17 protein-coding genes are annotated in these 18,756 nt (G+C 73.8%); 13 read left to right on the top strand and 4 right to left on the bottom strand.

Translation table 11 applies throughout. The features are described from left to right. Positions 1–147 precede the first annotated feature (147 nt). Complete coding sequence (locus tag ACFYNX_RS12195) at positions 148–1,071, top strand: SIS domain-containing protein (protein ID WP_388660573.1); 924 nt, start codon at positions 148–150, stop codon at positions 1,069–1,071. Between the two features lie 111 nt (positions 1,072–1,182). Further along, the gene (locus tag ACFYNX_RS12190) at positions 1,183–2,019 is read left to right on the top strand and encodes a ketose-bisphosphate aldolase (RefSeq protein WP_388660570.1); all 837 of its coding nucleotides are present in this window, start codon (positions 1,183–1,185) and stop codon (positions 2,017–2,019) included. Positions 2,020–2,038: 19 nt separating this feature from the next. Here ACFYNX_RS12190 and ACFYNX_RS12185 read toward each other — a convergent pair whose 3' ends face one another. Beyond that, positions 2,039–2,914 carry a LysR family transcriptional regulator gene (locus ACFYNX_RS12185; protein ID WP_388660567.1) on the bottom strand — a complete coding sequence of 292 codons (876 nt, stop codon included), beginning with the start codon at positions 2,912–2,914 and terminating at the stop codon, positions 2,039–2,041. Between the two features lie 72 nt (positions 2,915–2,986). On the opposite strand from ACFYNX_RS12185, the gene ACFYNX_RS12180 reads away from it, so the two are divergent. Beyond that, a complete protein-coding gene (locus ACFYNX_RS12180; RefSeq protein ID WP_388660564.1) occupies positions 2,987–3,904 on the top strand; it encodes a DMT family transporter in 918 nt (305 codons plus the stop codon). Between the two features lie 266 nt (positions 3,905–4,170). Beyond that, the gene (locus tag ACFYNX_RS12175; protein ID WP_388660562.1) at positions 4,171–5,283 is read left to right on the top strand and encodes an ABC transporter substrate-binding protein; all 1,113 of its coding nucleotides are present in this window, start codon (positions 4,171–4,173) and stop codon (positions 5,281–5,283) included. 39 nt (positions 5,284–5,322) lie between these two features. Here ACFYNX_RS12175 and ACFYNX_RS12170 read toward each other — a convergent pair whose 3' ends face one another. Then, on the bottom strand, positions 5,323–5,760 hold the full coding sequence (locus tag ACFYNX_RS12170; RefSeq protein ID WP_388660559.1) for a nitroreductase family deazaflavin-dependent oxidoreductase: 438 nt from the start codon (positions 5,758–5,760) through the stop codon (positions 5,323–5,325). A gap of 263 nt (positions 5,761–6,023) precedes the next feature. Between ACFYNX_RS12170 and ACFYNX_RS12165 the strand changes: the two genes are divergently transcribed. The 3 genes from ACFYNX_RS12165 to ACFYNX_RS12155 all read left to right on the top strand — a co-directional run bounded on the left by ACFYNX_RS12165 (position 6,024) and on the right by ACFYNX_RS12155 (position 9,099). Next, the gene (locus ACFYNX_RS12165; RefSeq protein WP_388660556.1) at positions 6,024–6,854 is read left to right on the top strand and encodes an alpha/beta fold hydrolase; all 831 of its coding nucleotides are present in this window, start codon (positions 6,024–6,026) and stop codon (positions 6,852–6,854) included. A gap of 225 nt (positions 6,855–7,079) precedes the next feature. Next, positions 7,080–8,294: a S8 family peptidase gene (locus ACFYNX_RS12160; RefSeq protein WP_388660553.1), complete on the top strand. Its 1,215-nt coding sequence runs from the start codon at positions 7,080–7,082 to the stop codon at positions 8,292–8,294. A gap of 271 nt (positions 8,295–8,565) precedes the next feature. Beyond that, on the top strand, positions 8,566–9,099 hold the full coding sequence (locus ACFYNX_RS12155; protein ID WP_388660551.1) for a GNAT family N-acetyltransferase: 534 nt from the start codon (positions 8,566–8,568) through the stop codon (positions 9,097–9,099). Between the two features lie 52 nt (positions 9,100–9,151). On the opposite strand, the gene ACFYNX_RS12150 is transcribed toward ACFYNX_RS12155, so the two are convergent. Next, positions 9,152–10,450: a serine hydrolase domain-containing protein gene (locus tag ACFYNX_RS12150; protein WP_388660548.1), complete on the bottom strand. Its 1,299-nt coding sequence runs from the start codon at positions 10,448–10,450 to the stop codon at positions 9,152–9,154. 301 nt (positions 10,451–10,751) lie between these two features. On the opposite strand from ACFYNX_RS12150, the gene ACFYNX_RS12145 reads away from it, so the two are divergent. Both ACFYNX_RS12145 and gap read left to right on the top strand, forming a co-directional pair. Then, on the top strand, positions 10,752–11,708 hold the full coding sequence (locus ACFYNX_RS12145; protein WP_388660545.1) for a GlxA family transcriptional regulator: 957 nt from the start codon (positions 10,752–10,754) through the stop codon (positions 11,706–11,708). Between the two features lie 109 nt (positions 11,709–11,817). Next, positions 11,818–12,813 carry a type I glyceraldehyde-3-phosphate dehydrogenase gene (gene gap, locus ACFYNX_RS12140; protein ID WP_365543709.1) on the top strand — a complete coding sequence of 332 codons (996 nt, stop codon included), beginning with the start codon at positions 11,818–11,820 and terminating at the stop codon, positions 12,811–12,813. Between the two features lie 164 nt (positions 12,814–12,977). Here the strand turns inward: gap and ACFYNX_RS12135 are convergent, their stop codons facing one another. Then, positions 12,978–13,709 carry a TetR/AcrR family transcriptional regulator gene (locus ACFYNX_RS12135; RefSeq protein ID WP_365543712.1) on the bottom strand — a complete coding sequence of 244 codons (732 nt, stop codon included), beginning with the start codon at positions 13,707–13,709 and terminating at the stop codon, positions 12,978–12,980. A gap of 185 nt (positions 13,710–13,894) precedes the next feature. On the opposite strand from ACFYNX_RS12135, the gene ACFYNX_RS12130 reads away from it, so the two are divergent. From ACFYNX_RS12130 to ACFYNX_RS12115, 4 genes are all read left to right on the top strand, one after another. Next, entirely contained in the window at positions 13,895–15,409 is a 1,515-nt protein-coding gene (locus ACFYNX_RS12130) for a flavin-containing monooxygenase (protein WP_388660541.1), read from the top strand. Positions 15,410–15,464: 55 nt separating this feature from the next. Beyond that, a complete protein-coding gene (locus tag ACFYNX_RS12125; RefSeq protein WP_365543717.1) occupies positions 15,465–16,427 on the top strand; it encodes a diiron oxygenase in 963 nt (320 codons plus the stop codon). A 129-nt stretch (positions 16,428–16,556) separates the two neighbouring features. Next, positions 16,557–18,164, top strand: a complete 1,608-nt coding sequence (locus ACFYNX_RS12120; RefSeq protein ID WP_388660539.1) for an FAD-dependent oxidoreductase — start codon at positions 16,557–16,559, stop codon at positions 18,162–18,164. Positions 18,165–18,254: 90 nt separating this feature from the next. Then, complete coding sequence (locus ACFYNX_RS12115) at positions 18,255–18,755, top strand: hemerythrin domain-containing protein (protein ID WP_125663225.1); 501 nt, start codon at positions 18,255–18,257, stop codon at positions 18,753–18,755. Position 18,756: the final 1 nt, after the last annotated feature.

Genomic DNA, 18,756 nt, shown 5'->3' with positions numbered 1-18,756 from the left:
GTCCCTCCCTCCCGGTCGTGCGAGTGTCCGATTCTAGCCTCCGGGAGGCGGGAGATCTGGAAACGATGTGCATGTTTCTGCTTGAATGACTTTGACTTCAAGCATGTTCATTCAATATCGCGCAGTCTTTCTTGCAAGGAGATCGGGATGAGCACCACTCGCACCGCCGTGGAGATCGCCTCCCAGCCGGCCACCTGGCGCCAGGCGGCCCGCACCCTGCCCCGGCACGTCGCCGCCCTGCCCCGCCGGGGCGAGCGGGTCGCGGTCGTCGGCTGCGGCACCTCCTGGTTCATGGCCCTGGCCTACGCCGAACTGCGCGAGTCCGGCGGCCACGGCGAGACCGACGCCTTCGCGGCCTCCGAGTTCCCCCGCGGACGCCGCTACGACCGGGTCGTGGCGATCACCCGCTCCGGCACCACCAGCGAGGTCCTCGCCCTCCTCTCCCGACTGCGCGGCACCGTGCCCACGGGCGCGGTCACGGCCGACCCCGCCACCCCGGTGACGGACCTCGCCGACGAGGTCGCCGTCCTCGACTTCGCGGACGAGGAGTCGGTCGTCCAGACCCGCTTCGCCACCACCGCCCTCGCCCTCTTCCGCGCCCACCTGGAGGCCGAGGACGCCCTCCCCGAGGGCGTGGCCACCGTCGAGGACGCGGCGCGGGACGCCGAGCAGGCCCTTTCCACCCCGCTGGACGAGAACGTCCTCACGGCCGGGCAGTTCACCTTCCTCGGCAGCGGCTGGACCTACGGACTCGCCCTGGAGGCCGGACTCAAGATGCGCGAGGCGGCGGGCGCGTGGACGGAGGCGTACCCCGCGATGGAGTACCGCCACGGCCCGATCAGCATCACCGGACCCGGCCGGGTCGCCTGGGGCTTCGGCGCCCTGCCCGCCGGACTCGCGGACGACGTGCGGAAGGTCGGCGGCATCCTCTCCGAGAGCGGCCTCGACCCCCTCGCGGACCTGATCCGCGCCCAGCGCCTGGCCGTCGCCGTCGCCGAGGCCCGGGGGCTGAACCCGGACAGCCCCCGCAACCTGACCCGCTCCGTGGTCCTCTCCGACGTCCATGCCTGACGAGCCGGTGTCCGTGCCCGACCGGACGGTGCCCACGCCCGAGAGCCCGGTGTTCACGCCCGTCCGCCGCACCCGAGAAGCAGCCGACCGCACCCCGGAAGAAGACGTCCCATGCCGCTGACGCCGACCGACGAGATCGCCCGCCGCGCCCGCGCGGCGGGCACCGGAGTGGGGGCCTTCAACGTCCTCCAGCTCGAACACGCCCAGGCCATCGTGGCCGGCGCCGAGAACGCCGACCGGCCGGTCGTCCTCCAGATCAGCGAGAACACCGTCCGCTACCACGGCGCCCTGGAGCCGGTCGCCCTCGCCTCCCTGGCGGTCGCCCGCGCCGCCAAGGTCCCCGTCGCCGTCCACCTCGACCACGCCGAGAACCCCGACCTCGTCCACGAGGCCGTCGGACTCGGCCTGGGCTCGGTCATGTTCGACGCCTCGAAGCTCCCCTACGACGAGAACGTCGCCGCGACCCGCGAGGTCGTGGAGGAGTGCCACCGCCACGGCGTCTGGGTCGAGGCCGAACTCGGCGAGGTCGGCGGCAAGGGCGGCGCCCACACCCCGGGCGTGCGCACGGACCCGGAGGAGGCCCGCGCCTTCGTCGCCGCCACCGGGGTCGACGCGCTCGCCGTCGCCGTCGGCAGCTCCCACCAGATGCTGACCCGCGACGCGGTCCTCGACTTCGACCTGATCGCCCGGCTGCGCGTCGCGGTCGACGTCCCCCTGGTCCTGCACGGCTCCTCGGGCGTCTCGAACGCGGACCTCGCCACCGCCGTCACCGCCGGCATGACCAAGGTGAACGTCTCCACCCACCTGAACAAGGCCTTCACCCGGGCGGTCCGCGACCACCTCGCCGACCACCCCGACGCGGTCGACCCCCGCCACTACCTGACTCCGGCCCGCGCGGCCGTGGCACGGGAGGTCGCCCACCTCCTGACGGTCCTGGCCCCGGCCTGACCGGCGCGCACGCGGCCCCTCACGCCTCCCGGAGCGCGGTGAGGAGGCCGCGCACGGCGGGCAGGGCGAGCGAGGACTCCCGCACCGCCGCGTGGATCGCGCGCACCGGCTCCGGACCGCGGACCCGGCGGACGACCACGCCCGGCCGGCGGCTGCCCAGCCCCATCAGCGGAATCAGGCTGACGCCGAGACCGGCCGCGACGAAACCCTGCGCGGTGGCGTACTCCTCGCACTCCACCGCGACGTCCGGACTGAACCCGGCCGCCGCGCAGGCCTCCAGGACCGCGTCGAGGCACGGCCCCGGGCGCTCGCTGCCGACCCACGGTTCGGCGGCGAGCTCCGCCAGTTCGACGGCGGCGCGGCGGCCGGCGAGCGGATGCCCCTTCGGCAGCACGGCCCGGTACGGGTCGTCGACCAGGTGGACGAGCCGGAGCCCCTCGCCGTACGCGTCCGGGCCGCCCCGGGGCCGTACGACGAGGGTGAGGTCCGCCTCCGCGTCGGGTGCGCCCTCCGCGATCCTCAGATCGACCCGCACACCGGGGTGTTCGGCACGGAAGCGGGCCAGGGCGGGGGCGACGAGGTCGGCGCCCGCCGTGGCGAAGTAGCGGACCGAGATCCGCCCCGTACGTCCCGCCCGCAGGTCCGCGAGGGCGGTCTCGGCCTCCGCCACCCGGCGGCCGATGGCGGCGGCGTGCTCGGTGAGCAACCGCCCGGCGGCGGTCGGCCGCACGCCCCGGCCGAAGCGTTCGAGCAGCGCGATGCCCGCCTCCTTCTCCAGGACGGCGATCTGCTGACTCACGGCGGAAGGGGTGTAACCCAGGTTCGCGGCGGCGCCCGTGACGGAGCCGCTGGCGACGACGGCCCGGAGCACCTGCATGCGTCTCACGTCCAGCATGCAGCAGAGCTTAACGCCGGGTGCACGATTCTTCGCTTGTCCTGCACGGCGGAAGCGGAGGAGCGTGGAGGCATGACTTCGGCGATACGCATGGGCCTCCTCGCCCTGCTCTGGGGCTCGGGCTTCCTCTGGATCAAGATCTCCCTCAACGAGGGCCTCACTCCGGGGTGGATCACCTTCGTACGGTGCCTCCTCGGCGCGGCGGTGCTCCTGGCGCTCGCGCTCGGGGCCGGGCAGCGGCTGCCGCGCGACCGGGGCACCTGGGGGCGCCTCGCCGTCGCCGCCCTCTTCTGCAACGCGCTGCCGTTCCTGCTCTTCTCGGTCGGCGAGCAGACCGTCGACAGCGGGGTGGCGGGCGTCCTGAACGCCACCACCCCGCTCTGGTCCCTCCTCATCGGTCTGGGCCTGGGCACGGAACGCCCGCTCCGCGCCGCCCGCCTCGGCGGCCTCGTCCTCGGCTTCGCCGGCGTCCTGCTGATCTTCGCGCCCTGGAGCGCGGGCTCCGGCCTCCTGAGCGGAGGCGCGCTCGCCCTGCTCGGCGCGTCCGCGAGCTACGCGGTGGCCTTCGCGTACATGGCCCGCCGGCTCACCGGCCGGGGCACCGCCCCGCTGGCCCTCTCCGCCGCGCAGCTCCTGACGGCGACCGTCCTGAGCGCGCCCGCCCCGGCGGCCGGCGGCCCGGCGACGGTGACCTGGTCCGGAGCGCTCGCGGTCGGCGTCCTCGGCGTCCTCGCGACCGGGGTCACCTTCCACCTGAACTACCGCATGATCGCGGAGGAGGGACCCACCAGCGCCGCGACGGTCGGCTACCTGCTGCCGGTGGTGTCCGTGGCCCTGGGCGCCCTCGTCCTCGACGAGCCGCTGACCGTACGGGTGGTGGCGGGCATGGCGGTCGTCCTGATGGGGGTGGGGCTGACCCGCGTGCCGGTGGCGTCGGCCCCCGGCGCGAAGACCGGCGATGAGCGGCCGAAGGTGGGCGACCGGAGGTGAGTGGCCGGTGGTGGATGACCGGTGGTGGATGACCGGCGGTGGATGAACGGCGGTGGATGAACGGCGGTGAGTGGCCCGAGGTGAACCCCGGCGCTCCGGCGGAGGGATAATCGCTTGCCCGTCCGCCCCGACGCCGGATCCCATGACCGGAGCGAGCGTCCACCTGCGCCCGCCGGGACGGGACACGGGGAACGCGGTCCGCGGGTTCCGGTCGGCGCGCGATCCGGACGGACCGTGACCGCATTCCCCAGAAAGGACACCGCCCGATGAACGCGTCACCGCCCTCGCCCGGAACGGGCCGCGCGGACGGGCGGCCCGTCCGCCTGGGCGCCCTCGCCCCGCTGACCCGGCCCGGCTGGACCGAGGCGGGCCGGCACCTGCTCGCGGGGCTCGACCTGGCCGTCCACGAGGTCAACGCCACCGGCGGGATCGGCGGCCGGCCGCTGGAACTCCTCGTCCGGGACACCGCGGCCGACCCGGAGCGGGCCACGGCGGCCGTGGACGAACTGGCGGGCCTGGGCGTGACCTCCGTGGTCGGCGAGTACCACAGCGTCGTCGCCCGCGCCGCCGCCGCACGGGCCGACGCCCTCGGCGTGCCGTTCCTCTGCTCGTCCGCCGTGCTCGACGCGCTCACCGGGGAACCGACCGAATGGGTCGCGCGCCTGGCCCCGGCCCAGTCCCACGGCTGGCGGCTCTACGCGGACTTCCTCCTCGGCGCGGGCCGCGGCCGCGTCGCCGTGGCGACCCAGCCGGGCGCCTACTGGGCGTCGGGGACCCGGATCCTGCGGGACCGCCTCGCTCCCCACGGCGGCGCCGTCCTCGCACTCGACGCGAACGCGCTCACTCCCGGGGCCCTGTGCGACGCGCTCGTCGAGCACGGCGCGACGGCGCTCCTCCTCCTGGTCGGTCATCCGGAGCCCGCGGTGCCGATCGTCCGGGCCGTCCGGGGCGACCGGCGGCTCGCGGAGATCCTGATCGGCGCCCCGGCGGGACAGCCGGAGTTCGCGGAATGGGCCGCGGCGCTGGGCGGGGCCGGCGCCGGGATCCCGTTCCTGCGCTACCTGCCCGAGCGGCTCGGCCCGCTCGGCGAACGCGTAGGGAGGGAGCTCCGCGAACGGCTGGGCGAAGCGCCCTCCTTCGTCGCCTTCGAGGGCTGGGACACCGTCACCTTCCTCGCCACCGCCCTGCGTTCGCACGGTACGGACCGGGCGGCCGTCGCCGCCTCGTGGCCGCGCGTGGAGGCCGAGGGCACCCGCGGGCCGATCCGGTTCTCCCGCGCGCCGGGCATCGGCGTACGGCAGTGGACCTGGGCGCCGGTCCAGGTCGCCGACCGGGACCCGGCGGAACCCGGTCGCTTCCGGGTCCTCCGCACCGGCTGAGGAGCGGCGCGGGGGCCGGGCCCCCGGCGGCCCGGCCGGTCAGCCGGCCCGCTCCACCACGAACACGGGGATCTCCCGGTCCGTCTTGCGCTGGTAGTCGGCGTAGTCCGGGAAGGCGGCGACGGCCCGCTCCCACCACTCCCGGCGCTCCTCGCCGGTGACGACGCGGGCCCTCATGTCCCACACCTCGGTGCCGTCGCGCAGCTCGACCTCGGGCGAGGCGACGAGGTTGTGGTACCAGACGGGGTGCTTCACGGCGCCGCCGTTCGACGCCACGAGCGCGTACGCCCCGTCGTGCTCGACCCGCATCAGCGGGGTCTTGCGGAGTTTGCCGCTCTTCGCGCCCCGGTTGGTCACCAGGACCACCGGCATGCCGCGCATGGTCGTGCCCTTCGTGCCGCCGGACGACTCGTAGAGCTCGACCTGGTCCCGCACCCACGCCTCCGGGCTGGGCTCGTACTCACCTTCGAGGGGCATGCGTGTCCTTCCGGGGCGTATCGGGTCGGGTCGGGTTCGGCACCGCCGGTCCGGCACTGTCGGCCCGGTGCCGGTGCCGGTGCCGGTGCCGGAGTCGGCGCTCGTCGGATCCGACGCTATCCGACGGCCCGCGCGCCCGGCGGCAGGCCACTCCGGCGGGCGTTGTCAGTGGCGGCTCGTAGGGTGGCGCCCGACGACACGACGGCGGCACAGCGACGGTACGACGGCGGCACGGCGGTGGCGCGGCCCAGGGGAGTGGTGACATGCGGGAGTTGTTCCTGACGGAGGAGCGGGCGTACGTCCGGTGGATCGACCTGCCGGGAGAAGGGCCCGTACGGGTCTTCCTCCACGGCCTCGGGTGCACGGCCGCCTCGGACTTCGCCCACATCGCCACACGTCCCGCGTTCCGCGGCGGCCGGGCGCTCCTGGTGGACCTCCTCGGGCACGGACTCAGCGACCGGCCCGCGGACTTCGACTACCGGATGGAGTCCCAGGCGGCTGCGGTGGCCGCCGTCCTCGACCACCTCGGCGTGGCGGGAGCGGACCTCGTCGGGCACTCGATGGGCGGCGCCGTGGCGATCCACCTGGCGGCGGCCCGCCCCGACCTGATCGCCCGGCTCGTGGTGGCGGAGCCCAACCTGTACGCGGGCGGGGGCGCGTTCAGTTCGCCGGTGGCCGCCCAGAGCGAGGAGGCGTTCGTGACGAGGGGGTTCTCCCGCATGCTCGCCCTCGCCGGCCGCGCCGACTACGCCGCCCGGCTGCGCCTCGCCGATCCGCTGGCGGTGCACCGCAGCGCGGTGGCGCTCGTCGAGGGCAGCACGCCCGCCGCGGGAGACCTGCTGGCCGGCCTCGCGATGCCCCGCACCTTCCTGGTCGGGGAGTCGAGCCTGCCGGACGCCGCCGCGGAGAAGGCCGCCGCGTTCGGGATCCCGGTGATCGAGGTCCCCGGCGCGGGGCACAACCTGATGCTGGACAACCCGGACGGCTTCACGGCGGCGCTCGCCCGCTCCCTCGCGGAAGTCCCGGCGGACTCGGCGGACTCGGTGGGCCCGGCGGATCGGGCGGATCCGGTTTCCGGTCACCGGAGCGCCTGATCAGGCCACCTCAAGGGGGTTTCGAGGCGGTTGGATTGCAGACGTGTGGCAGATGCATGACAAGGCGTCAAGTTGCTTGAGCCGCACCCGTGGAGCCGCCAGGCTGCTGATCACGCCGGGACCGGACACACCGGTCCCGACCGTGTACGTGGCCCCACGTGCACCCCCCCCACCGTCGTGCCGTCCCACCCCGGGCACGACGTCGACGAGGAGGACTCCCTCGCAATGGCACTCCCGAAGAGCACCAAGACCCGCTTCGCCGTGACGGCCTCCGCCGCCACCGTGGCCGCCCTGCTCGGCACCTTCGCCGCCGTCCCCGCGCAGGCGGCCCCGGCCGAGGGCACCGTCCTCGCGGCGGGTTCGGCCGACGCCGTCCCCGGCAGCTACCTCGTCACCCTGAAGCAGGGCGCGGGCTTCAAGGCCGGCTCGGACAAGGGCCGGAAGCTGATATCCGCCTACGGCGGCACCGTCCGCAAGACGTTCGGCTCCGCCCTCAACGGCTACGCGGCCTCCCTCGACGCGACGGCGGCCCGCCGCCTCGCCGCCGACCCGGCCGTCGCCTCCGTCGAGCAGAACCAGGTGGTCCGCTCGGACGCGACGCAGACCAACGCCCCCTGGGGCCTGGACCGCATCGACCAGGCGAACCTGCCGCTCTCCGGCACGTACACCTACCCCGACAGCGCGGGCGGCGGCGTCACGGCCTACGTCATCGACACCGGGGTCCGCATCAGCCACTCCGAGCTCGGCGGGCGCGCCGTGAACGGTTACGACGCGGTCGAGGGCGACACGGTCGCCCAGGACGGCAACGGACACGGCACCCACGTCGCCACGACCATCGCCGGAACCACCTACGGCGTGGCCAAGAAGGCGAAGGTCGTCGCCGTCCGCGTCCTCGACAACAACGGCTCCGGCACCACCGCCGGCGTCATCGCGGGCATCGACTGGGTCACCTCCCACCACACCGCCGGCGCCCCGGCCGTGGCCAACCTCTCCCTCGGCGGCGGCGCCTCCACCACCCTCGACAACGCGGTGAAGCGGTCCATCGCCGACGGCGTCACCTACGCCGTCGCGGCCGGCAACTCCGGGGTCAACGCCTCCTCCTCGTCGCCCGCCCGGGTCGCCGAGGCCCTCACGGTCGGCGCCACGAGCAACACCGACGCCAAGGCGAGCTGGTCCAACTACGGTTCGGTCCTCGACCTCTTCGCCCCCGGCGTGTCGATCACGGCGGGCTGGAACACCGGCGACAGCGCCACCAACACCATCTCGGGCACCTCGATGGCCGCCCCGCACGTGGCGGGCGCCGCCGCGATCTACCTCGCCGGGCACCCCTCCGCCACCCCGGCCCAGGTCGCCACGGCCCTCGTCAACGGAGCCACGCCCAACAAGGTCACCAGCCCGGGCAGCGGCTCCCCGAACCGCCTCCTGCGGATCGTCCCGTAACGAGGCCGTCGGCGGGGCCCGTCACGAGATCCTTCACGAGATCCGTCATGGGGCCCGTCACGAGATCCGTGCCACGGGCCTCCGCACGGCCCGCGACACCGTGAGACCGTCCGGCCGCACGCGGCCGGAACGGAACCGCCCCGGAGGCAGCCGGCGCCTCCGGGGCGACCCCGTGCCCGGGGTGGTCCCCCGAGGCGCCGGCCGTGGTCGGAGGGTCCTGCCGCCGAGCCCGGTGGCACGGGCGGTCCGCCGCGTGCGTCAGGATGGGGCCATGACCGAGATCCGCACCCCCCGCCTCGTCCTCCGCCGCTGGAGCGACGACGACCTCGTCCCGCTGTCCGAGATCAACGCCGATCCCGAGGTCATGCGCTGGATCGGCGACGGCTCGGTCCGCGACCTGGAGGAGACCGCCGAGGACATCGAGCGGTACGAGGAGGAGTGGGACGAGGAGGGCTTCGGCCCCTTCGCCGTGGAGCTCATCGGCTCCGGCGAGCTGATCGGCTTCGCGGGGCTCTCCGTGACGGAGTTCCTGCCGGAGCCGACCCACGACATCGGGATCGGCTGGCGCCTCGGCCGGCAGTTCTGGGGCCAGGGCTACGCCTCCGAGGCCGCCCACGCGGTCCTGGAATGGGCCCTCCAGGACCGCGGGCTCGACCGGGTCGTCGCCGTCACGCACCTCGCCGACCGCGCGTCCGAGAACGTCGCCGCCAAGCTCGGCATGGAGCCCGGGCGGGAGCTGAAGCACCCGGACCTCGGCGTTCCTCTGCGCGTCCACGTCATCGACCTCACCGAGTACCAGGCCTGAAACCGGGGGGCGTCCGGCCGGTGGAGGCCCCGGACGCCCCCCGGGGAGCCGGTCAGTGCCGCTCGGGCAGGTCCCGCTCCGCCGGCGGCGACGAGAAGTCGCGGGCCGCGGGTGAGGCGGAGCGCGCGGCCGAGGCCGGCTTCTTGCCGCAGAACGCCGCTTCGAGCGTTCCGCCGAGCGCCGTGTTGACCGCGCCGCGGTTCGTGGAGTTGGCCACGGCCGAGAGGCTGCGACGGCCGTCGCGCGTCGAGAAGGCGTACGTGTAGAAGCCCTGCACGGTGCCGGTGTGCCCGTACACCCGGGTGCCGCACGACAGGTCGTAGCGGCGCAGGCCGAGCCCGTAGAACCGGGTGTTGGTGGTGTCCGTCGGCGTCGCCGCCGTCATCTCCGCCATCATCGCCCGGGACAGCAGACGGCCCCGTACGAGCGCCGTGGTGAAGGTGTTCAGGTCGGCGGCGTCGGAGATGACGGCCCCGGCGGACTGCGCCCAGGACACGGTCTGCTCCGTGGAGTCCACCAGCGGCTCGCCGGCCGTGTCGGGGTACAGGTAGCCGCGCACGTGCCGGCCCGCGATGCGGGTGTCGGGGTGCACGTACGAGGTGTGGCGCAGCCCCAGCGGTCCGAAGATCCGGCGCTGGTACGCGTCCGCCACCGGCCTGCCCGTGAGCTTCTCGACGAGCATTCCGACCACCACGAAGTTGGCGTTCGAATACTTGTAGGACACGCCGGGTTCGGTGGTCCGGGGCAGTGCCAGGGAGAGGTCCACGAGCTCCTGGTAACCGAACACCTTGTTCCGCACGGACTCGAAGCCCGGCACCGTGCGGTCGAACATCGGGTCGGTGTAGTCGGCGAGCCCGCTGCGGTGGGTGAGCAGGTGACGGACCGTGATGCGGTCGTCGGGGAGCAGACCGGGCAGGTACGTGTCGACCGGCGCGTCCAGCGTCAGCCGTCCCTCCTGCACCAACTGGAGGAGCACGACCGTGGAGAACGTCTTGCTGACGCTGCCGATCCGGAACCGCGATCCGATGTTCATGGGCGTGCCGTTCACCCGGTCCTGGACGCCGACCGCACGGCTGCGGACGCCGCCGGGTCCGGAGAAGCGGGCCATCGCCCCCGGCGCGCCGTTGGCCACGGCGGCGTTCAGCGCGGCGACCACGCCCTCCATGTCGGGGGCGGGAACGGCGGTCGCCGCCGCCCGGGCGGCGGGGCCCTGCGGGGCGGCGGCCGAAGCCCGCCGGGTGGCGGCGGGGGCGTCGGCGGCGGACGCACCGGTGGCGGGGGCGACGCCCGCGGCGAGTGCGGCGATCATGGTGGCGCTCACGACCAGGCGTCGGTGCGACGTCAGGGGCACGGTGGTTTCCTCGACTTCGTCGGAATCGTCCGGAGCGGCGCACGACAGCGGCGCGCCGCGGGGCACGCGGGGACGCCGCCGTCACGGCGCGGCCCCGGGCCCGTTGATCATGAGTGTCAACGTCCGGGAAGGGTTCCCGACACGGGTCGCGGGATGTGGACGACACGATTCCGGGCCCCGGTGGCCGGGTCCGCGCCTTCGCCACCGCCTCCGGGCACCTGCTCCTGGCGCCACCGCCTCCGGGCGCCCGCTCCCCGAGGCCCGCGCCCGCCGCCCGACGTGCCCCGCGTACCCTCGTGACGTGCCCGTTTCCCGTCTGCATCGCGTCGCCGTCCTCGTCCTCGAAGGGGCGAAACCCCTCGACGTCGGCATCCCCGCGCAGGTGTTCACGACCCGCGCGAGCATGCCGTACGACGTACGGGTGTGCGGCGCCGAACCCGGTGTCGTCGCCGGTGGTGACGGCCTGTCGTACCAGGTCGCCCACGGCCTGGACGCGCTCGCGTGGGCCGACATCGTCTTCGTCCCCGGCTACCGCTTCCCCGACCGCGAGGACCCGCCGGAAGCCGTCGTCGACGCGCTGGTCGCCGCCCACGGCCGGGGCGCGCGGCTCGCCGCGATCTCGACGGGCGCCTTCGCGCTGGCCGCCACGGGACTCCTCGACGGCAAGCGCGCCACCACGCACTGGCACTACGCGCGGGCGCTCGCCGCGAAACGCCCCCTCGTCCGGGTCGACGAGAACGTGCTCTTCGTCGACGAGGGCAGCGTCCTGACCTCCGCCGGCGCCGCCTCGGGCATCGACCTGTGCCTGCACATCCTGCGTGGGGACCTCGGGGTGGCCGCGTCGAACCACGCGGCCCGGCGCCTGGTCGCCGCCCCGTACCGCAGCGGCGGCCAGGCGCAGTACGTGCCGCGCAGCGTGCCCGAACCGCTCGGCGAGCGGTTCGCCGCCACCCGCGAGTGGGCGCTGCACCGGCTCGACGAGCCCCTCACCCTCGACGTCCTGGCCCGGCACGCGGCGGTGTCGGCGCGCACGTTCTCGCGCCGGTTCGTCGAGGACACCGGGTACACCCCCATGCAGTGGGTCATGCGGGCCCGCGTCGACCGGGCCCGTGAACTGCTCGAACGCTCCGAGCGGGGCGTCGAGCAGATCGCCGCCGACGTGGGGCTCGGCACCGGGGCCAATCTGCGGCTGCACTTCCAGCGGATCCTGGGCACCACGCCGAGCGAGTACCGGCGCACCTTCGCCCGGGGGGAGTGAACCGGCCCGACGGCGCTCTGGCGCGATACTTGCGGACCGTGGCGATCACGCCGCTGTCACGGGCGCCCGCCGCGCACGAGCATGGGGGGCGAACCGAAGGGACATCGTCATGACTCGTATCGCCATCAACGGATTCGGCCGCATCGGACGCAACGTGCTGCGCGCGCTGCTCGAGCGCGACAGCAGCCTCGAGATCGTCGCCGTCAACGACCTCACCGAGCCCACCGCGCTCGCGCGGCTCCTCGCCTTCGACTCGACCTCCGGCCGTCTCGGCCGCCCGGTGAGCGTGGACGGCGACGTCCTGGTGGTCGACGGGCACCGCATCAAGGTGCTCGCCGAGCGCGAGCCGGCGCAGCTTCCCTGGGCCGAACTCGGCGTCGACATCGTCCTGGAGGCGACCGGCCGCTTCACGTCGGCCAAGGCGGCCCGCGCCCACATCGACGCGGGTGCCAAGAAGGTGCTCGTCAGCGCGCCCGCCGACGGCGCCGACGTCACCCTCGCGTACGGCGTCAACACCGACGCGTACGACGCGGAGCTGCACACGATCGTCTCGAACGCCTCGTGCACGACGAACGCGCTCGCCCCCCTGGCCAAGGTCCTCGACGACCTCGCCGGCATCGAGCACGGCTTCATGACGACGGTCCACGCCTACACGCAGGAGCAGAACCTGCAGGACGGCCCGCACCGCGACCCGCGTCGCGCCCGCGCCGCCGGCGTCAACATCGTCCCGACCTCGACGGGCGCCGCCAAGGCCATCGGCCTCGTGCTGCCCAACCTGGACGGCAAGCTGTCGGGCGACTCGATCCGCGTCCCGGTCCCGGTCGGCTCGATCGTCGAGCTCAACACGACCGTCTCCCGCGACGTGACCCGCGAGGACGTCCTGGAGGCCTACCGCGCCGCCGCCGAGGGCCCGCTCAAGGGCGTCCTGGAGTACTCGGAGGACGCGCTCGTCTCCTCCGACATCACGGGCAACCCGGCCTCCTCGATCTTCGACTCGGAGCTCACCCGCGTCGAGGGCCGCCACGTAAAGGTCGTCGCCTGGTACGACAACGAGTGGGGCTTCTCGAACCGTGTGATCGACTCGCTCGAACTCCTCGCCGGCTGACGGGGAACACCGACGGTCCACGCGGCCGCCGTCCCCGGCAAGCGGACCTCCACGCGCCGATCCCGCCTCCGCGGGGTCGGCGCGTGCGCGTTCCCGGACCGTACGGCGGTCGACGGGCCTCCGGCCGCGTGGACCGTCGGTGTTCCCGTCATCCGGCCGGCCGGTCAGGGCCGGGGCCGCGCCGGAGGTTCCAGGGTCGTGCCGATCGGCTGGTCCGGGTCGAGCGCGAGTCCGAGCCGCAGGGTGGACTGCGAGAGGACGCCCCACAGGGCGTCGCTCAGGAAGTGGGTCAGGTCGTCGAGGGAGCTCCTCGACTCGGAGTGGGCGGCCCACTGGTTGACCACCCCGTCCACCAGGCCGACCATCCCGAACGCCAGGTTGAGGGTGAAGCCCGCGGGCGCCTTCCCGCCGTCGACCAACTGCTCGGCGTACGCGTCGAGCAACCGCGCCAGGTGGAGGGCGATGGCCGTGCGGGTGCCCGCGACCACCCGGGAACCGGCGGCGTGCTGCTCGGGCGAGCCGGCGCCGAGGAACCGGTAGAGCAGGGGGTGCTCCGCGACCCAGCCGACGTAGGTGGCGGCGGCGAGCTCGACGGCCTCCCGGACGGTGCCCTTCGGGTCGAGGGCCGGATACAGCGCGGCCATCAGGTCGTCGGCGATGCGCGCGCGGATCCGCTCGTCCAGGTCCTCGCGACTGCGGAAGATCCGGTAGACCACGGAGCGGGGCATCCCGGCCTCGGCGCCGATCGCCGCCACGCTGACCGAGGGACCCTCCCGGCCGATGACGGCGAGGGCCGCGGCGAGGACCTGGTCGCGGCGCTCGGCCCGGTGGCCGGACCAGCGCGTGTCCCGGCCGTCGGGGCGTCCGTCACCGCGTGCATCTCTGTCCTCCGCCACGGCGTGGATCGTACCCGTCCCGATCGAGGGACCGCGCGCGGTCGTCTCCCGGGGGTGGCGCACCACGTGTTACCGCCGGTACCTTGGACGCGGTGACACAGGTAAATTCCCGTACCGGCCGACGGCGTTCGACGTCCGGTGCACCGGTGCGGAAGCACGCGGGACGGCGACAGAGGGGTATCGAGATGGAGCACCAGCACGTCGACGTGCTGATCATCGGCGCGGGGCTGTCCGGCATCAGTGCCGCCTGCCACCTGGCCGACGGCAACCCCGGCACCACGTACGCGATCCTCGAACGGCGCGCACGGGTCGGCGGCACCTGGGACCTGTTCCGCTACCCGGGCATCCGCTCGGACTCGGACATGTACACCTTCGGCTACGGCTTCCGCGCCTGGCACGGCACCAGGATCCTCGCCGAGGGCACGGACATCCGCCGCTACGTCCAGGAGACCGCCGAGGAGCGCGGCGTCACCGAGCACGTCCGCTTCGGCCGCAAGGCCGTCCGCGCCGACTGGTCGAGCGACGAGGGGCGGTGGACCGTCGAGACCCTGGACGAGGCCACCGGCGCGACCGAGGTCTGGAAGGCCCGCTTCCTCGTGGGCGCCACCGGCTACTACGACTACGACGCCGGCCACCGGCCGGAGTTCCCCGGCGAGGAGCGCTTCGGCGGCACCCTCGTGCACCCGCAGCACTGGCCCGAAGACCTCGACCACACCGGCAAGCGCGTGGTCGTCATCGGCAGCGGCGCCACCGCCATCACCCTGGTCCCCTCGATGGCCGACACCGCCGCGCACGTCACCATGCTCCAGCGCTCGCCCACGTACATCCTGGCGCTGCCCGCCGAGGACCCCGTCTCCACCGTCCTGCGCAAGCTCCACGTCCCCGCCGGACTCGTCCACCGCGTGGGCCGCGCCCGCAACATCGCGCTCCAGCGCGGTCTGTACGCCCTGTGCCGCAAGGCCCCCCGGCTCATGCGCAAGGTGCTGCTCGGCGCCGTCCGGGCACGCCTCGGCAAGGGCGTCGACATGCGCCACTTCACCCCGGCGTACAAGCCCTGGGACCAGCGGCTCTGCGTCGTCCCCGGCGGCGACCTCTTCAAGACCCTCAAGAGCGGCAGGGCCTCCGTGGTCACCGACCGCATCGAGACCTTCACCGAGAACGGGATCAGGGTGAAGTCCGGCGAGGAGATCCCGGCCGACATCGTCATCACGGCCACCGGCCTGAAGCTCCAGCTCGCCGGCGGCATGGAGATCGCGGTCGACGGCAAGCCCCTCGTCACCCGCGACCACCTCCTCTACAAGGGCGTCATGCTCGACGGCGTCCCCAACCTGGCGATGATCATCGGCTACACCAACGCCTCCTGGACGCTCAAGGCCGACCTCGCCTGCGCGTACGTCAGCCGCCTGATCGCCCACATGGACCGGCACGGCCTCACCAGCGCCACCCCCGTCGCCGCCGCGTCGGACCGCTCCGACGTGTCCGTCATGGGCGAGTCGCTCACCTCCGGCTACATCGCGCGCGGCGACGCGATCATGCCCCGCCAGGGCGTCCGGGACCCCTGGCGGATCTGGAACGACTACTACCGCGACCGCCGGGCCCTGCGGAGCTCCCCGATCGAGGACCCCGCCCTCCGCTTCGAGCGGACCGCCCCCGGCACACGGCCCGCCACCGACCGGCAGGACCACGCCCCGGCGGTCTGACGCCCCTCCCCACCCTTCCGGAACCAGACGCGAGAGCGAGAGAACGAGGACGACGATGACCATCAGCCAGGAGAGCTACCACGAAAGGCTCCGGACCCTGTCCGAGGCGTCGGTGCACATCCACTTCGACGCCTTCACCGACATCGACTGGGACAACCCGGACTTCGCCATCGACCCGAAGGACCCCCGCTGGGTGCTCCCCGCGGCCGACCCGCTCGGCGGCCACCCGTGGTACCAGGAGCAGCCGCTGGAGGTCCGGACGAAGATCGGCCTGTGGCGGTACGCCAACATCGTCAAGGTCGGCATGCAGTTCGAGAACGTCCTGATCCGCGGGGTGATGGACTACCTCTTCTCGCTGCCGAACCAGAACCCGGAGTTCCGCTACCTCACCCACGAGGCGACGGAGGAGTGCCACCACACCCAGATGTTCCAGGAGTTCGTCAACCGCGCGGGCGCCGACGTGCCCGGCGGACGGCGCTCCTTCCGGGTGGTCAGCCGCTTCCTGCCCCTGGCCGGCTCCCTGATCCCCGAGTCGTTCTTCACCGGCGTCCTCGCCGGCGAGGAGCCCATCGACCACCTCCAGAAGGCGATCCTGCGCGGCGGCGAGGACATCCACCCGCTGATGCGGCGGCTCATGCAGATCCACGTCGCCGAGGAGGCCCGCCACATCTCCTTCGCCCACGAGTTCCTCCGCGTCAAGGTCCCCGGCTACGGCAAGTTCCGCAGGGGCGCCCTCTCGGTGGCCTTCCCGGTCATCATGCGCGTCCTCGGCGACGTCATCGTGGTCCCCGACCGGAAGACCGCCGAGAAGATCGGCGTCCCCCACTGGGTCATCAAGGACATCTTCTGGAAGTCGCCCGACGGCGAGAAGATGCTCCGCGACCTCTTCTCCGACGTGCGCATGCTCGCCGAGGACATCGGCCTCATGAACCGCACCTCCCGGAAGGTGTGGCGGGCCCTGCGCATCGACGGACGCCCCTCCCGCTTCCGCGGCGAACCCGCCCCGCACGCCGCCTGACGCACCGGCTCCTCGCCCGGCAGGCGCACGCCGCCCGAGCAGCAGCACACCCGCCCGCCCGCCGGGCGGGACCGCCGGCCGGGAACCGTCCCGGCGGCCCCCGTGAACGTGAACGGAGAACCGCTCCCCATGCCCTACGTCGTCACCCGGTCGTGCTGCGCCGACGCGTCGTGTGTGCTGGCCTGCCCGGTCAACTGCATCCACCCCGCCCCCGGCGAACCGGGCTTCGGACAGACCGACATGCTGTACGTCGACCCCCGCACCTGCGTCGACTGCGGGGCGTGCACGACCGCCTGCCCGGTGGACGCCCTCAAGCCGCACACCAAGCTCACCGAGGGCGAGCTGCCGTTCCTCGAACTCAACCGCGCCTACTACGACGCCTCCCCGCACGCCGACCGCACCCCCATGGCCCTCGTGCCCCCGCAGCGCCGGGCGGAGACCACCGGACTGCGGGTGGCCGTGGTCGGCGCCGGACCGGCCGGACTCTTCGCCGCCGACGAACTGCTCCGGCACCCCGGCGTCAGCGTCACCGTGTACGACCGGCTGCCCACCCCGTACGGGCTCGCGCGGGCCGGAGTGGCCCCCGACCACCAGGACACCAAGCGGGTCACCGAGCTCTTCCGCGCCATCGAGGGCCAGCCCGGCTTCTCGTACCGCCTGAACACCCGGATCGGCCACGACCTGCACCACGAGGACCTGGTCCGCGACCACCACGCCGTCGTCTACGCCGTGGGCGCCGCCACCGACCGGCGCCTCGGCGTCGAGGGCGAGGACCTGCCCGGCAGCGCCTCCGCCACCGACTTCGTCGCCTGGTACAACGGCCACCCCGACCACGACGGCGCCGCCCACCCGCTGGACGCCGAACGGGCCGTCGTCGTCGGCAACGGCAACGTGGCCCTGGACGTGGCCCGGATCCTGACCGCCGACCCCGACGCCCTCGCCCGTACCGACATCTCCGACCGGGCCCTGGCCGCGCTGCGCGCGAGCCGGGTCCGCGAGGTCGTCGTCCTCGGCAGGCGCGGTCCCGCCGAGGCCGCCTTCACCCTGCCCGAGCTGATCGCGCTCGCCGCCCTCGACGGCGTCGACGTCCTGGTGGAGGGGTGGCCCGAGGACGTACCGGCGGACGCCACGCCCAAGACGGCGGTCCTCGCCGGACTCGCCGCCCGCACCCCCGTCCCCGGTCGCCGCCGGATCGTCCTGCGCTTCCTGACCGGCCCGGTGCGGATCGAGGGCGACGACCGGGTCACCGGTCTGACCGTCGTACGGAACGAGCTGCGCCGCGCCGACGACGGCACCGTGCGGGCCGTCCCCACCACCGGCACCGAGACCATCGGGACGTCCCTGGTCCTGCGCGCCGTCGGCTACCGCGCCGAACCGGTCCCGGGCCTGCCGTTCGACCCCGGCACCGGCACGGTGCCGCACGAGCGGGGCCGGGTCGAACCGGGCGTCTACGTCACCGGCTGGATCAAGCGCGGCCCCACCGGCTTCATCGGCACCAACAAGTCCTGCGCCCAGGAGACCGTCACCACCCTCCTCGACGACCTCGGAGCCGGTCTCCTGACCGCACCCGCCGGGCCGCCGGTCACCACGGCCCGCCCCGGCGCCGTCGACCTCGACGGCTGGCGGGCGATCGACGCCGCCGAGCGCGCCGAGGGCCGCGCCCAGGACCGCCCCCGCGTCAAGCTCGTCGACCGGAAGGACCTGCTCGCCGCCGCGCACCGCCCGGTCTCCCCCTGACGGGTGCGATTGGTTCTCCCCGGCAGGGGTACCCGCCGAACGCGTCGGAGCGCCGCGCGACGCAGGACTAGCCGAGGAGGAGACAGCACGATGGCCGGTAGCAAGGAGAACGAGGACGTGGTCGCGGCCATTCTGGAGGACCACCGCACGATGGAGGACCTCTTCCGCCGGATGCGGAGCGTCGAGGCGGACCGGGCCGCGGCCCTGAAGGAGTTCTCGGCCCTGCTCATCGCGCACGGCGAGGCCGAGGAGGCCGAGGTCTACGGGGCGCTCAAGCGCTTCAAGAACGTCGACAACGAGGAAGTGGACCACGGCACGGAGGAGCACGAGGAGGGGAACGAGGCCCTCCTCGCCCTCCTCGAAGTGGACGAGGTCGGCTCCGACGAGTGGGACGAGCGCCTGGAGAAGCTCGTCGAGGCGGTCACCCACCACCTCGACGAGGAGGAGCGCACCATCCTCAACGGAGCCCGGGAGAGCGTTCCCGACGAGCGCAGGGCCGAGCTGGCCGCCGCCTTCCTGAAGGAGCGCGCCCGGCAGCTCGCCTCGGACTGCGGCAGCGTGGAGAACGTGCGCAAGGTCGTACGGAGCTGAG

It is taken from the genome of Streptomyces sp. NPDC007872, assembly GCF_042868165.1.
Taxonomy (GTDB): domain Bacteria; phylum Actinomycetota; class Actinomycetes; order Streptomycetales; family Streptomycetaceae; genus Streptomyces.
This window is presented reverse-complemented; position numbering and strand designations above follow the sequence as displayed.